Origin of the sequence: Mycobacterium yunnanensis, assembly GCF_025823185.1 — a bacterium.
In the GTDB taxonomy this organism is placed as follows: Bacteria; Actinomycetota; Actinomycetes; order Mycobacteriales; family Mycobacteriaceae; genus Mycobacterium; species Mycobacterium yunnanensis.
This window is the reverse complement of sequence record NZ_JACKVK010000022.1, coordinates 257,503-271,426: the sequence shown is the minus strand read 5'-3', so window position 1 is coordinate 271,426 and position 13,924 is coordinate 257,503. Positions and strand designations below refer to the sequence as shown.

The window sequence follows — 13,924 nt, the reverse complement described above, 5'->3', positions numbered from 1 at the left end:
TCTCAAATAATGGGATGGCGATTCGGCATGGTGGGAACGTCGTGTCACGATGGGTTCATGTCCGTCCCCACCGTAGGGACCGCGCGTCGTTGGTCGATGCTGGTCATTGCGCTCACCGCCACCCTGTGTGCCAACGTCTTCATCAACGGGGTGGCGTTCCTCATCCCCACCCTGCACGTCCAGCGCGGCCTCGACCTGGCCCACGCGGGGCTGGTCTCTGCGTTGCCCAGCTTCGGGATGGTCGTCACGCTGATCGCCTGGGGGTATTTGGTCGACCGGTTCGGTGAACGCCTGGTGCTGGCCGTCGGGTCCGCACTGACCGCCGCCGCCGCATTCGCCGCGGCCTCGGTCGACTCCTTGGTCGCGGTGGGCGTCTTCCTCTTCCTGGGTGGGATGGCCGCCGCCAGTAGCAATTCCGCCAGCGGACGCCTCGTCGTCGGATGGTTCCCTCCGCACCAGCGCGGACTCGTGATGGGCATCCGCCAGACCGCGCAACCCCTCGGAGTCGGGCTGGGCGCGTTGGTGATTCCACAGCTGGCCCAAGGCAGCGGCGTAGCGGCGGCGCTGACGTTCCCTGCGATTGCCTGCGCCGCGGCCGCGGTGATCAGCGCGATCGGCGTCGTCGACCCACCCCGGCCACCGCGGGCGCACGCCCCCGCCGAGGATTTGGCCAACCCCTATCGCGGATCGTCGACGCTGTGGCGCATCCACGCCGTCTCGGTGCTGCTGGTCGGGCCTCAGTGCGTGGTGTGGACGTTCACGCTGGTGTGGTTGATGGCCGATCGTGGGTGGTCGGCAGCCGCCGCAGGCGCGATGGTGACGTTCGCCCAAATCCTCGGAGCCGCCGGCAGGATCGCCGCCGGCAGGTGGTCGGACAAGGTTGGATCGCGACTCCATCCGATCCGCACGATCGCCATCGGTGCCGCCGTCGCGATGGCCTTGCTGGCCGTCACCGACCTGATCCACTCACCGCTGTCGGTGGCGGTGATGGTCGCCGCGTCGGTCATCACCGTCTCCGACAACGGACTTGCCTTCACCGCGATCGCCGAACTGGCAGGACCGTTTTGGAGTGGCCGCGCACTGGGGACACAGAACACCAGCCAATTGCTCACCGCGGGCATCGTGCCACCGGTGTTCGGTGCGCTGATCACCGTGGCCGGGTACCCGGCGGCCTTCGCGGTGTGCGCGCTGTTCCCGTTGGTGGCGCTGCCCTTGGTGCCGGTGAACGCCGACCCGCTGCGCAATCAGCCACCCGCCACCTGATGCCGGGGTAGCACCAGGAGCGCTGCGGCCAGGAAGCACAGCGCACCGAGGAACGTGCCGAGATTGGCGAGCGCTTCGTCGGCGACCGTGCCGGACGGGTGGACGAACGCTCCGACGGCGCTGCCTGCGAAGGCGACACAGCCGATCACGTTGACCCAGCACGCCTGCCAGTCGCGTGATGTCGGCCGCCAGCGCCCCGTGGTCGCCGACACCGCGAGGACGCCGAACACGGCGCTGACCAGGAAGGCCAGGGATCCGGTGGCATCCGGCGCCCACACCAATCTGCGCTCGGCCACCACCGCGTGCGCCCAGACGGCCGCCCCGGTGCTGACGTTGAACAGCACGGTTCCGCCGGACTGCACGGCGGCCGAACGCCATTGGTCGCTGTCCTCGGGCCCGGCCAGGACGAGCTGAATCCAGGCGGCGCTGGTGAAGAACCACGAACCCACGAAGCACAGCGCATTGGCCGCGCCCGGTCCGGCGGCAGCCGAGAACCCGGGCGCCGTGGCGGCCGCGAAGAATGCCGATCCGACGACGAAGAGCCAACATTGGTGGGTGAGGGTCACCGTCGACGCCAGGCCGGTCCTCGCCATGACTGAAACCTACCCGGCCCCCGGCCGGCCGCTGCCGCGCCGGTCACGCCTTCTTGGGCAGTCCCGGCGGATTGATCTGCGACGCCGCGACCGCCTCGCCGCCAAGCCCCCAGCGGTCCAACGCCCGGCGGTAGGCACCGTTCTGGATCACCTGGTTGAGCGCCTGGTTGACCGCCTCGACCAACCCGTTGCCCTTCTTGGTCAGCACGGCGATCTCACCCTGAAGCGCATCCCCGCCCCCGGAGTAGGTCGCCAAGATCTTGGTCTCCTTGGCGCTGGCGGAGTGGTACACCGCCGACGGGTTCGGACCCAGGTAGCCGTCGATTCGCTTGGAGGCCAATGCCAGGTAGTAGTCGGCGTTGTTTTGGTAGTAGACGATCTCGGCCGGTGTGAGCCCGTCGGCTGCATTCTGGGCGTTCCAGTCGACCAGGAGCTGTTCCTGATTGGTGCCCGAGGAGACGCCGATCCGCTTGCCCGCAATGTCCTTTCGGTCGTGGTAGACCCAGGTCGAGTCGGCGGGCGCCTCCAGCGCGAGGTTGTCCAACCGATACGTCGCGAAGTCGTACTTCTCCTTGCGCTCCTCGGTCACCGTCACATTCGAGATGAACGCGTCGGCCTCCCCGGAGTCGATCCGCACGAAGTTCTGCGCCCAGTCGGCGTTGCTCGTCTCCACCCGTAGCCCGAGGACGTCGCCGATCAGGTGCGAGACGTCGACCTCGCTGCCGATGATGGTGGCGTTGTCGGTGGCGTAGAAGTCCAGCGGCGGCGTCGAACCCACGTTGCCCGTGACCCGCAGCACCCCGCGTTCACGGATCGGCGCAGGGACCAGTGCCGCAATCGCGTCCACCTTGGGGGTCTCGACACGCCCCTTCTGTTCCGCGCTGAGGTCGAAGGTCTGGCCGTCCGCGGCCGTGACGGTGTCGGCGACCGTCGGCTCGCTGCACGACGTCGCCAACGAGGCGGTCACCACGGCGAGGATGGCCATGGCGGTGCGAAATGCGTTCACTGTTGGGATCTCTCGTCGATGGGGCCGGTCAGAGGACGTGGGACAGGAATTCGCGAGTTCTGGCGTGCACCGGGTGGTCGAACACCTCTGCGGGCGCCCCGCGTTCCACGATCACCCCGCCGTCCATGAACACGACCGTGTCGGCCACCTCGCGGGCGAAGCCGACCTCGTGGGTAACGATGACGAGCGTCGCGCCGTCGCGGGCCAGCTGACGGATGACCTCCAGAACTTCGCCCACCAACTCCGGGTCCAAGGCGGAGGTCGGCTCGTCGAACAGGATGACCTTCGGTCGCAACGCGAGTGCGCGGGCGATCGCAACCCGCTGCTGTTGACCACCAGACAGTCGACGCGGGTAGTCCTGGGCCTTGTCGCCGACGCCGACCCGCTCCAGCAATTCGACGGCTTCGGCTTCCACTTCGGCGCGGTTGCGACCCTGCGCCGACACCGGGGCCTCCACGACGTTCTCCAGCACCGTCAGGTGGGGGAAGAGGTTGAAGTTCTGGAAGACGAAGCCAATTCGGCTGCGCTGCCGCAGGATCTCGCGCGAGGTGAGCTCGTGCAGCCGGCGACCCTTGAGCCGGTAGCCAACCAGTTCGCCGTCGACCTTGACCAGCCCTGCGTCGACCTTCTCGAGATGGTTGAGCACCCGAAGCAGCGTCGACTTCCCCGAGCCCGAGGGCCCCAGGATCGCGGTCACCTCACCGGGGCGGACCGTGAGGTCGACCCCCTTGAGCACCTCGAGCGAGCCGTAGGACTTGCGCACGCCGCGAACGTCGATCGCCAGACCGGTCATCGGGTCGCACCCCGCGGCGACAGCGGAAGCGCCTGGAGCTTGTTGCGCAACGTCTGGATGGGAGTCGGCGGGACCGTCCGCAGCGCGCCTCGGGCGTAGTGGCGCTCGACGTAGAACTGCACGACCGACAGCAGCGAGGTCAGCACGATGTACCAGACGGTGGCCACCATCAGCAGTGGCACCACCCGGCCGCTACGGCCGTAGATCACCTGCACCTGGTAGAACAGTTCCGCGATCGCCATCACCGAGACGATCGAGGTGCCCTTGAACAACGAGATCACCTCGTTGGCCGCGTTGGGCAGGATCCCCCGCATCGCCTGTGGGAGGACGATCTTGAAGAATTCGCGACGCTTCGGAATGCCCAGTGCGGCAGCCGCTTCGAGCTGTCCCTGGTCGACGGAGATGATTCCCGCGCGGACGATCTCCGCGGAATACGCGGCCTGGTGCAGGGCCAGACCGATGATCGCGGCCATCGGACCACTGACGACGCCGTTGACGTCGAAGTGCAAGAAGCTGGGGCCGAAGGGAATTCCGACGCTCAGCGTGCGGTACAGGTAGGCGATGTTGAACCAGAAGAGCAATTGGACGATCAGCGGAATGGAGCGAAACGCCCAGACGTAGCACCACGAGATCACCTGCAGCACGGGGTTGTGCGACAACCGGGCGGCGGCGATGGCGATGCCGAGTGCGAACCCGATCAGCGTGCCCCAGAAGGTCAACTGGATCGTCAGCCACAGCGCGGCCATCACCGACTTGGCCGTGAAGTACTGGGCGAACGTGCCCCAGTCCCAGCCGGGGTTGGTGGCCAGCCCGTGCACGAATTGGGCAAGGACCACCAGCGCCGCGGCACCGGTCACCCACCGCCACGGATGCCACGTTCGCGCGACCGTCAGTGAATCCGGGGAGTCGTCGTCGAGCGACGCGCCGGCCGCGTTCGGAACCACGGCGGTCATCGCCGACCGTCCCGCCCCGGCGTGCGCACCGACGTCAGCACCGAGCGTTGCCGCAGCCGAAAGCCCAGCGACTCGTAAAGCCTTATCGCCGAGACGTTGTCGGCCCGAGCGTGCAGGAACGGCGTCTCCGCTCGAGCCCGGATGCCGTGTCCGACCGCCCGGACCAGACGCGTGCTCAGACCACGTCTGCGGTACAGCGGATCGGTGCACACGGCGCTGATCTCCGTCCACCCCTCGGGGTGCATGCGTTCACCAGCCAACGCGACCAGCCTGCCGCCGTCGACGAAGCCGAGATAGGTCCCCATCTCGACGGTGCGCACGCGGAACGGTCCGGGTTCGGTGCGGGCGACCAGGTCCAGCATGCGTGGCACGTCGCCTGCCCCGAGGACGACGGCCTCCGGGTCGGGCGCCACCGCGAGATCGGTTCCGTCGAGCTGCACCGATCCGATCGTACCGAGGACCTCCCAGCCGGCGGGCGGGGTGTGCGCCCCGCGCAACGAGACCTCCGCCGACGGACCGACGAGTGCGGCCAGGTCAGACCAGTCGCGGTCGTCGAGAGTCGGTGGGTGCCCCACGAATCCGGCCACCTGCGGGTCGTAGCGCCCGATGCGGCCGGACCAGGACGCGAACCGTGAGTGGGCCCCGCGCAACGACGACCGGATGGGGTCGTCGAGCGGGTGGGGCCCCGTATCCCGCGTCGTGGGAACGGTTTCGGTGGTCAATCGATACTCCTCGCGTCGGACATCTCGACGCTAGGAGCAGGACGGGGCGGTCTCCACCCTTTGGATCAGGCTGAGTACTGGCGATCAGGTCAGAGCAGACCCACGATGCGGTCACCGATCTCGGAGGTGGAGAGCTTCGCGCCGTCGAGCGTCGCGAGGTGCTCGGCGACGGCCGCGTCGACGCGTGCTGCGGCTGCGTCGTCACCGAGATGGGCCAGCAGCAGAGCCACCGACATGACCGCCGCCGTGGGGTCCGCGATGCCCTTGCCCGCGATGTCCGGGGCGCTGCCGTGCACGGGTTCGAACATCGACGGGTTGGTACGCGTCGCGTCGATGTTGCCGCTGGCGGCCAATCCGATTCCGCCGGACACCGCGGCCGCGAGATCGGTGATGATGTCGCCGAACAGGTTGTCGGTGACGATCACGTCGAAGCGTCCCGGATCGGTCACCATGTGGATGGTGGCCGCGTCGACGTGCTGATAGGCGACCTCGACGTCGGGGAACTCTCGACCCACCTCGGCCACGACCCGCGACCACAACTTGCCTGCGAAGGTCAGCACGTTGGTCTTGTGCACCAGGGTGAGGTGCTTGCGCCGCTTGTCAGCCCGTGCGAAAGCGTCGCGGACCACGCGCTCCACGCCGAAGGCGGTGTTGAGACTGACCTCGGTGGCCACCTCGTGCGGGGTGCCGACGCGGATCGCGCCGCCGGTGCCGGTGTAGGGGCCTTCGGTGCCCTCGCGGACGACGACGAAGTCGACGTCGACCTCGCCGAGCGGGCTGCTCACCCCTCGGTGCAACTTCGACGGGCGCAGGTTGACGTGGTGGTCGAGCTCGAACCGCATCCGCAGCAGCAGGCCCCGTTCGAGCACACCGCTGGGAACCGACGGATCACCGATGGCGCCCAACAGGATTGCGTCGTGGGTGCGCAGTTCGTCGACGAGGCCGTCGGGCATGACCTCCCCGGTGGCGTGGTAGCGCCGAGCGCCCACGTCGTAGGTGGTCTTCTCGGCTCCCGGCGCCACGACGTCGAGCACCTTGAGCGCCTCGTCGACGACTTCGGGCCCGATGCCGTCACCGGCGATCACCGCCAACTTCATGACAGGTCCACCTGTTCCAGGGTCGTGGCGCTCACGTCGGCGCCGAGCGCGGTCAGTACGTCACCGGGGACCTGGCGGTCCAGCCGCAGCATGATCGTCGCGCCGTCGCCGTCGGCGTCCTGGCTCAGTTGGGCGGCAAGGATGTTGACCCCCGCGGCGCCCAGCCTCGTGCCGATCGTGCCGAGTGCCCCCGGGACGTCGCTGTAGTTGATGATTAGGTTGAACCCCTCCGCGCGCAGGTCGAGGTTGCGGCCGTTGACCTGGACGATCTTCTCCACCTGCTGCGGGCCCGACAGCGTGCCGGTCACGTTGACCGTCGAGCCGTCGGCGGCGACGGCGCGCACGTCGACGACGCTGCGGTGGTTCGGGCTCTCGGGCTCGGCGTCGATGCTCGCCTCGACACCGCGTTCGGACGCCAGCGCCGGAGCGTTGACGAACGTCACCTGATCTTCGATGACGGCGGAGAACAAGCCGCGCAGCGCCGAGAGCTTGAGCACCTCGACCTGTTCGGAGGCCAGCTCGCCGCGCACCTGGACGCAGAGGTTGGTCGGCAGCTCGGCCGAGAGCGCACCGACCAGCAGCCCCAGCTTGCGCACCAGGTCCAGCCACGGCGCCACCTCTTCGCCGACGACGCCACCGCCGACGTTGACGGCGTCGGGGACGAACTCGCCCGCCAACGCCAGCCGCACGCTGGCCGCGACGTCGGTGCCGGCACGGTCCTGCGCCTCGGCGGTCGACGCGCCAAGGTGTGGGGTGACGACGACCTCGGGCAGCTCGAACAGTGGGCTGTCGGTGCACGGTTCGGTGGAGAAGACGTCGAGTCCGGCGCCGCGGACGTGACCGCTGGTGATGGCGTCGGCCAACGCCTGCTCGTCGACCAGTCCACCGCGGGCGGCGTTGACGATGATGACGCCGGGCTTGGTCTTGGCCAGGGCGTCGGTGCCGATCAGGCCGGCGGTCTCCTTGGTCTTCGGCAGGTGCACGGAGATGAAGTCGGCCCGCGCCAGCAGCTCGTCGAGTGAGAGCAGCTCGATGCCGAGCTGCGCGGCCCGCGCCTGCGAGACGTAGGGGTCGTAGGCGGTGATGTGGGCGCCGAATGCGGCCAGCCGCTGCGCGACCAGCTGTCCGATGCGACCGAGACCGACCACGCCGACGGTCTTACCGAAGATCTCCACGCCGGAGAACTTCGACCGCTTCCAGGTGTGCTCCCGCAGCGTGGCGTCGGCCGCCGGGATCTGACGGGCCGCGGCCAGCAGCAGTGCAAGCGCGTGCTCGGCGGCGCTGTGGATGTTCGACGTCGGTGCGTTGACGACCAGGACGCCCCGGGCGGTGGCGGCGTCCACGTCGACGTTGTCGAGGCCCACGCCGGCGCGGGCGACGATCTTCAGCTTGGGCGCCGCGTTGATCACCTCGGCGTCCACCGTCGTGGCCGAACGCACCAGCAGGGCGTCGGCGTCGGGGACCGCGGCCAGCAGCTTCTCCCGGTCGGGGCCGTCGACCCAGCGCACCTCGACCTGGTCTCCCAGGGCGGCAACGGTCGACTCGGCGAGTTTGTCGGCGATCAATACAACGGGCAGGCTCACGCGAACAGAGTAGTGGGCTGTAATTGGGGCATGGAGGGCAGGAGCGGAGCGACCGGGGATTTGGTTCCAGAGGGCAGGAGCGGAGCGACCGGGGATTTGGTTCCAGACGTCACGGTGGTCGGCAGCGGACCCAACGGACTGAGCGCGGCCGTCGTGTGCGCCAGGGCCGGGCTGCGCGTGCGCGTGGTGGAGGCCCAACCCACCGCAGGCGGTGGCGCGCGGACCATGCCCGATCCCGAGTACCCCGGCGTCAGCCACGACGTCTGCTCGGCCGTGCACCCCCTGGGCGTGGCGTCGCCGTTCTTCGCGGAGTTCGATCTGGCCGCGCGCGGGGTGGAGCTGACGGCACCGGAGATCTCCTACGCCAATCCGCTGCCGGGTCGAGCGGCGGCCGTGGCCTACCGCTCACTGGAGCAGACGTGCGCCGAGCTCGACCACGGCGCGTCCTGGCGGCGGCTCTTCGGCCCGTTGGTCGACCACGTCGACGGGGTGCTCGGCTTCTTCCTCGGCGACAAGCGGTCGCTGCCACCCGATTTGGTGACGACGGTGCGTGCCGGTCTGCGGGTGCTGGCCCAGGGCAGCCCGGCGTGGGGCGTGCTTCGCGGCGAGGACGCGCGGGCCTTGTTCACCGGCGTTGGCGCGCATGCGATCTCGACGATGCCGTCGCCGGTCAACAGCGGGGCGGGACTGATGCTGGGGACGGTGGCGCACACCGCGGGCTGGCCCGTGCCCGTCGGCGGCACCCAGACGATCGCCGACGCCCTCATCGCCGACCTGCGCTCACATGGCGGGGAGTTGGTCCTCGGCGAACCGGTCACCACTCCCCCGGCGGGTGTGGTGGTCTACGACACCGCGCCCACCGCACTGCTCGACGTCTACGGGGACGCCGTGCCGTCACGCTACGCAAAGGCCTTGCGGCGCTACACCTATGGCCCCGGCGTGTGCAAGGTCGACTTCGTGCTCTCCGGTGAGATCCCATGGCTCGACGAGCGCGTCGGGCGGGCGTCGACCGTGCACATGGGCGGCAGCCGCGCCCAAATGGCCCTGGCCGAACGGGAGGTGAACGCGGGTCGCCATGCCGAGTGGCCGATGACGCTGGCCGCGCTGCCTCACGTCACGGACCCGTCGCGCATCGACGACAAGGGCCGACGGCCGCTGTGGACCTACGCCCACGTCCCTTCCGGGTCGACGGCCAATCTGGTCGAGACGATCACCGCGATGTTCGAGCGGGCCGCACCCGGCTTCCGGGACTTGGTGGTGGCGGCGCGGTGCGTACCCGCGGCCCAGATGGCCGACCACAACGCGAACTACGTCGGCGGTGACATCATCGTCGGCGGCGCAACGCTGTTCGCCGCGATGATCGGCCCCACCCTGCGGCTCGACCCGTGGACGACCCCGATCCCCAAGGCCTACCTCTGCTCGTCGGCCACGCCGCCCGGCACGGGCGTGCACGGCATGGCCGGCTATTTCGCGGCGCGCACCCTGCTGCGCCGCGAGTTCGGGCTCAGAACGCTCCCGAGCCTGGCCCCGTGACGACGTTCCTGCTGGTGCCCGGCGGCGGCTGCGACCCGTCGTCATGGCGTTTCGTGGTCGAGGACTTGGCTCGGCGCGGGCACCGCGGGATCGCCGTCGACCTTCCCTGCGAAGACGGTTCGGCCGATCTGAACGCCTATGCCGATGCCGTGGTCGCCGCTCATCGCGACGACGGTGAGCCGCCGGTCGTCGTCGCCCACTCCTTTGGCGGTTTCACCGGGGCGCTCGCGTGCACCCGGGTGGGAGCGTCGGCCCTGATCTACGCATCGGCCATGATTCCGCGGCCTGGCGAACGGCCCGCCGACTGGTGGACCGCCACCGGCTGCGCCGACGCGCAGCGCACCGCGGCTCAGGCGGGCGGTTACGACCTGGACGACGAGACCGAGCTCTACTACAACGGCGTCGACGCGGCGGTCGTCGCGGCGGAGGTGCCGCGCGGCCAGTCGGAAGCGCCGGCCGTCACGCCGTGGCCGGCGCCGGAGCTGCCTCGGATCCCGACGCGATTCGTCCTGTTCACCGACGACAGGTTCTTTCCCGAGCCCTTCATGCGCAACGTGGTCGCCGACCGGTTGGGCGTCGAGCCCGAGGTCACCCCGGGCGGGCACATGGCCATGCTGTCGCATCCGGTCGAATTGACCAACCGCATCCTGGCCCGAACATGACGTCGGCGCGCCCGACCGGAGTCGAGCGCGCCGAAGTCGTTTGGAGCTAAGCCGTTTCGGTGATGGGCCGGTCGACCCAGCTCATCAGGTCGCGCAGCTTCTTGCCGGTGACCTCGATGGGGTGCTCGGCGTTCTCCTTGCGGAGCTTCTCCAGGCGCTTGTTGCCGCCCTCGACGTTGGCGACGAGTTCCTTGACGAAGGTGCCGTCCTGAATGTCCTTGAGGATGGCGCGCATCCGCTCCTTGGTGTCGGCGTCGATGACGCGCGGACCCGACAGGTAGCCACCGAACTCCGCGGTGTCGGACACCGAGTAGTTCATCCGGGCGATGCCGCCTTCGTACATCAGGTCGACGATGAGCTTGAGCTCGTGCAGCACCTCGAAATACGCCATCTCGGGCGCGTAGCCGGCCTCGACCATGACCTCGAAACCGGTCTTGACCAGTTCCTCGGTGCCACCGCAGAGCACCGCCTGCTCACCGAACAGGTCGGTTTCGGTCTCTTCCTTGAAGGTGGTCTTGATGACGCCGGCCCGGGCGCCGCCGATCGCCGACGCGTAGGACAGTGCCAGCGCCTGACCCTCACCCTTGGGGTCCTGGTCGACCGCGATGAGACACGGCACGCCCTTGCCGTCGACGAACTGACGGCGGACCAGGTGGCCGGGGCCCTTGGGCGCGACCATGCCGACGGTGATGTTGGCCGGCGCCTCGATCAGCTTGAAGTGGATGTTGAGCCCGTGGCCGAAGAACAGCGCGTTGCCCTCTTCGAGATTGGGCTCGATGTCGTTGGTGAAGATCTCGGCCTGGGCGGTGTCCGGTGCCAGCAGCATGATCACGTCGGCCCACTTGGCGACCTCGGCGGGGGTCCCGACCTCGAGGCCCTGCTCGGTGACCTTCTCGCGGGACTTGGAGCCCTCCTTGAGGCCAACCTTGACCTCGACGCCGGAGTCACGCAGCGACAGCGAATGCGCATGCCCCTGGCTGCCGTAGCCGATGACGGCGACCTTGCGTCCCTGGATGATCGACAGGTCTGCGTCGTCGTCGTAGAACATCTCAACTGCCACTGTGGATTCCTTCTCTCTCGTACTGCTGCGTTGAATCGATTACTTGACGCCGGAGATGCCACGCGGTCCGCGGGCGAGCGTCACCATGCCGGACTGTGCGATCTCTCGAATGCCATAGGGCTCGAGGAGCGCCAACAGCGCCTCCAGCTTGCCAGGCGTTCCGGTGGCCTCGACCACCAGCGACTCGGCCGACACGTCGACGACCTTGGCGCGGAACAGGTTCACCGCCTCGATGATCTGTCCGCGGGTTGCCGCATCGGCGCGAACCTTGATCAGCGCCAATTCCCGAGAGACCGAGTTGTCCTCGTCCTGCTCGACGATCTTGATCACGTTGATCAGCTTGTTGAGCTGCTTGGTGATCTGTTCGAGCGGGAAGTCCTCCACCGAGACGACGATCGTCATCCGGGACAGGTTCTTGTGTTCGGTCGCACCGACGGCGAGGCTCTGAATGTTGAAGCCGCGCCGGGAGAACAGCGACGCCACGCGGGCGAGGACGCCGGGTTTGTCCTCGACGAGGACCGACAGGGTGTGGGTCTTGATGGCCATCAGGCGTGCCCCTCGTTGCCCTGGTCGTCGAACAACGGCCGGATGCCCCGGGCCGCCTCGATCTGGTCGTTGCTCATGCCGGCGGCCACCATCGGCCACACCTGCGCGTCGGCGCCGACGATGAAGTCGATCACCACCGGCCGGTCGTTGATCGCGCGCGCCTGGTTGATGACGTCCTCGACGTCTTCGGCTCGCTCGCAACGCAATCCGACGCATCCGAGCGCCTCGGCGAGCTTGACGAAGTCCGGGATGCGGTGGCTGTGCGTGGACAGGTTGGTTTGGCTGTAGCGCTCTTCGTAGAAGAGCGTCTGCCACTGCCGCACCATGCCCAGGTTGCCGTTGTTGATCAGCGCGACCTTGATGGGCGCACCCTCGACGGCACACGTGGCCAGTTCCTGGTTGGTCATCTGGAAGCAACCGTCACCGTCGATGGCCCAGACCTCCGCCTCCGGACGGGCGAACTTGGCGCCCATCGCGGCGGGCACGGCATAGCCCATCGTGCCAAGGCCGCCGGAGTTGAGCCACGTCTTGGGATTCTCGTACTTCACGAACTGCGCGGCCCACATCTGGTGCTGCCCAACGCCGGCGACGTACACCGCGTCCGGACCGGCGATCCGGCCCAGGGACTCGATGACGAACTCCGGGCTCAGGCTGCCGTCGCTCTGCGGTCCGTAGCTCAGCGGGAACGTCTCCTGGACACCCTTCAGGTAGCCCCACCACTCGTCGAGGTCGAGCGTCGTCGAGTCGGTTCCGTCGCGGCGCAGCGCGTCGAGCAGATCCGAGATCACGTTCTTCACGTCACCCACGATCGGCACGTCGGCGTTGCGGTTCTTGCCGATCTCCGCGGGGTCGATGTCGGCGTGGATGACCTTCGCGTCGGGCGCGAACGAATCCAACTTGCCGGTGACGCGGTCGTCGAAACGGGTGCCGAGCGCGATCAGCAGATCGCTCTTCTGCAGCGCGCCGACGGCCGCGACGGTCCCGTGCATGCCGGGCATGCCGAGGTTCTGCCGGTGGCTGTCGGGGAACGCGCCGCGGGCCATCAGCGTGGTGACCACCGGAATCCCGGTCAGTTCTGCCAGCTCGAGCAGTTCCACACTGGCCTCGCCTCGGATGACACCGCCGCCGACGTAGAGCACCGGCTTGCGGGCGGCGGCGATCAGCTTGGCCGCTTCGCGCACCTGTCGGCTGTGCGGCCGGGTGTTGGGCTTGTAGCCGGGCAGGTCGATCTTCGGCGGCCAACTGAAGGTGCACTGCGCCTGCAGCACGTCCTTGGGGATGTCGACGAGCACGGCGCCGGGACGACCGCTTCGGGCGATGTGGAACGCCTCGGCCATCTGCTGGGCGATCTCGTCACCGTGGCGAACGAGGAAGTTGTGCTTGGTGATCGGCATGGTGATGCCGGAGATGTCGGCTTCCTGGAAGGCGTCGGTGCCGATCAGGGAGCGGCCGACCTGTCCGGTGATCGCGACGACGGGGATCGAGTCCATCTGCGCGTCGGCCAGCGGGGTGACCAGGTTGGTCGCACCTGGACCGGAGGTCGCCATCATGACGCCGACCTTCCCGGTGGCGTGGGCGTAGCCGCTGGCGGCGTGGCCGGCGCCCTGCTCGTGGCGGACCAGCACGTGGCGCAGCTTGACCGAGTCGAACAGCGGGTCGTAGACCGGCAGCACGGCGCCACCGGGGATGCCGAAGATGACGTCGACGTCGAGTTCCTCGAGCGAGCGGATGACGGCCTGGGCACCCGTCATCTGTTGCGGCGCAACCTTTCTGGGCTGCGGCGCGGCGGCGGCTTCGCGGGTGGTCGAGCCGGCCGGTGTGCCGTTGGCTCGGGTGCCCGGCTCCGGTGGTCGAGTGGTCGGTGCGCTCACGATGTCCTCTACGTCGTCATGTGGGTGATACGGGTTCTCGGGCAACAAAAAACCCCCGTCAGCGGATGCTGCACGAGGGTTGCGCGTCGGCTCGTAGGCTCTGACTGTCAGGCAGTCGGGTTACGCTCCAACGCGCGAACCAAGTACTACGAGAATCGAGACGGTCTTCATAACCAGCGACGGTAGCCCCCGTACTGCTCAAAGGTCAAATTCCGACGTCACGGGGCGACGGGTACCGGCGC

Annotated in this window: 13 protein-coding genes; 3 read left to right on the top strand and 10 right to left on the bottom strand. The window is 68.5% G+C overall.

The window, feature by feature from the left end:
• Positions 1-57: 57 nt before the first annotated feature.
• Positions 58-1,263 carry an MFS transporter gene (locus H7K45_RS30980; RefSeq protein ID WP_264000038.1) on the top strand — a complete coding sequence of 402 codons (1,206 nt, stop codon included), beginning with the start codon at positions 58-60 and terminating at the stop codon, positions 1,261-1,263.
• Here the strand turns inward: H7K45_RS30980 and H7K45_RS30975 are convergent.
• The 7 genes from H7K45_RS30975 to serA all read right to left on the bottom strand — a co-directional run bounded on the left by H7K45_RS30975 (position 1,245) and on the right by serA (position 8,010).
• The gene (locus tag H7K45_RS30975) at positions 1,245-1,856 is read right to left on the bottom strand and encodes a hypothetical protein (RefSeq protein ID WP_264000037.1); all 612 of its coding nucleotides are present in this window, start codon (positions 1,854-1,856) and stop codon (positions 1,245-1,247) included. The two genes, H7K45_RS30980 and H7K45_RS30975, sit on opposite strands and share 19 nt — an antisense overlap.
• Before the next feature lie 43 nt (positions 1,857-1,899).
• Positions 1,900-2,841: a transporter substrate-binding domain-containing protein gene (locus H7K45_RS30970; protein ID WP_264000085.1), complete on the bottom strand. Its 942-nt coding sequence runs from the start codon at positions 2,839-2,841 to the stop codon at positions 1,900-1,902.
• A gap of 49 nt (positions 2,842-2,890) precedes the next feature.
• Positions 2,891-3,655, bottom strand: a complete 765-nt coding sequence (locus H7K45_RS30965) for an amino acid ABC transporter ATP-binding protein (protein WP_264000035.1) — start codon at positions 3,653-3,655, stop codon at positions 2,891-2,893.
• A complete protein-coding gene (locus H7K45_RS30960) occupies positions 3,652-4,608 on the bottom strand; it encodes an amino acid ABC transporter permease (protein ID WP_264000033.1) in 957 nt (318 codons plus the stop codon). The genes H7K45_RS30965 and H7K45_RS30960 overlap by 4 nt, the downstream gene beginning before the upstream one ends.
• Positions 4,605-5,330 carry a GNAT family N-acetyltransferase gene (locus tag H7K45_RS30955; protein ID WP_264000031.1) on the bottom strand — a complete coding sequence of 242 codons (726 nt, stop codon included), beginning with the start codon at positions 5,328-5,330 and terminating at the stop codon, positions 4,605-4,607. Before H7K45_RS30955 ends, H7K45_RS30960 begins: the two co-directional genes overlap by 4 nt.
• Before the next feature lie 89 nt (positions 5,331-5,419).
• On the bottom strand, positions 5,420-6,427 hold the full coding sequence (locus H7K45_RS30950; protein ID WP_264000030.1) for a 3-isopropylmalate dehydrogenase: 1,008 nt from the start codon (positions 6,425-6,427) through the stop codon (positions 5,420-5,422).
• Positions 6,424-8,010 carry a phosphoglycerate dehydrogenase gene (gene serA / locus H7K45_RS30945; RefSeq protein ID WP_264000029.1) on the bottom strand — a complete coding sequence of 529 codons (1,587 nt, stop codon included), beginning with the start codon at positions 8,008-8,010 and terminating at the stop codon, positions 6,424-6,426. Before serA ends, H7K45_RS30950 begins: the two co-directional genes overlap by 4 nt.
• Positions 8,011-8,040: 30 nt before the next feature.
• On the opposite strand from serA, the gene H7K45_RS30940 reads away from it, so the two are divergent.
• Entirely contained in the window at positions 8,041-9,543 is a 1,503-nt protein-coding gene (locus H7K45_RS30940) for a phytoene desaturase family protein (RefSeq protein WP_264000028.1), read from the top strand.
• On the top strand, positions 9,540-10,205 hold the full coding sequence (locus H7K45_RS30935) for an alpha/beta fold hydrolase (RefSeq protein WP_264000027.1): 666 nt from the start codon (positions 9,540-9,542) through the stop codon (positions 10,203-10,205). The genes H7K45_RS30940 and H7K45_RS30935 overlap by 4 nt, the downstream gene beginning before the upstream one ends.
• Positions 10,206-10,251: 46 nt before the next feature.
• Here the strand turns inward: H7K45_RS30935 and ilvC are convergent, their stop codons facing one another.
• Genes ilvC through H7K45_RS30920 form a run of 3 tightly spaced genes read right to left on the bottom strand, consistent with a single transcriptional unit; the run spans position 10,252 to position 13,682 of the window.
• The gene (gene ilvC / locus H7K45_RS30930; RefSeq protein WP_264000084.1) at positions 10,252-11,253 is read right to left on the bottom strand and encodes a ketol-acid reductoisomerase; all 1,002 of its coding nucleotides are present in this window, start codon (positions 11,251-11,253) and stop codon (positions 10,252-10,254) included.
• Positions 11,254-11,304: 51 nt separating this feature from the next.
• Entirely contained in the window at positions 11,305-11,811 is a 507-nt protein-coding gene (ilvN, locus tag H7K45_RS30925; protein ID WP_264000026.1) for an acetolactate synthase small subunit, read from the bottom strand.
• Positions 11,811-13,682 carry an acetolactate synthase large subunit gene (locus H7K45_RS30920; RefSeq protein ID WP_264000025.1) on the bottom strand — a complete coding sequence of 624 codons (1,872 nt, stop codon included), beginning with the start codon at positions 13,680-13,682 and terminating at the stop codon, positions 11,811-11,813. The genes ilvN and H7K45_RS30920 overlap by 1 nt, the downstream gene beginning before the upstream one ends.
• Positions 13,683-13,924 lie beyond the last annotated feature (242 nt).

Bases quoted from the DNA above. Each gene is read 5' to 3' on its own strand.
- H7K45_RS30975 (WP_264000037.1), bottom strand. From the start codon at position 1,856: ATGGCGAGGACCGGCCTGGCGTCGACGGTGACCCTCACCCACCAATGT.
- H7K45_RS30970 (WP_264000085.1), bottom strand. From the start codon at position 2,841: ATGGCCATCCTCGCCGTGGTGACCGCCTCGTTGGCGACGTCGTGCAGC.
- H7K45_RS30950 (WP_264000030.1), bottom strand. From the start codon at position 6,427: ATGAAGTTGGCGGTGATCGCCGGTGACGGCATCGGGCCCGAAGTCGTC.
- H7K45_RS30980 (WP_264000038.1), top strand. From the start codon at position 58: ATGTCCGTCCCCACCGTAGGGACCGCGCGTCGTTGGTCGATGCTGGTC.
- ilvC (WP_264000084.1), bottom strand. From the start codon at position 11,253: ATGTTCTACGACGACGACGCAGACCTGTCGATCATCCAGGGACGCAAG.
- H7K45_RS30965 (WP_264000035.1), bottom strand. From the start codon at position 3,655: ATGACCGGTCTGGCGATCGACGTTCGCGGCGTGCGCAAGTCCTACGGC.
- ilvN (WP_264000026.1), bottom strand. From the start codon at position 11,811: ATGGCCATCAAGACCCACACCCTGTCGGTCCTCGTCGAGGACAAACCC.
- H7K45_RS30960 (WP_264000033.1), bottom strand. From the start codon at position 4,608: ATGACCGCCGTGGTTCCGAACGCGGCCGGCGCGTCGCTCGACGACGAC.
- H7K45_RS30940 (WP_264000028.1), top strand. From the start codon at position 8,041: ATGGAGGGCAGGAGCGGAGCGACCGGGGATTTGGTTCCAGAGGGCAGG.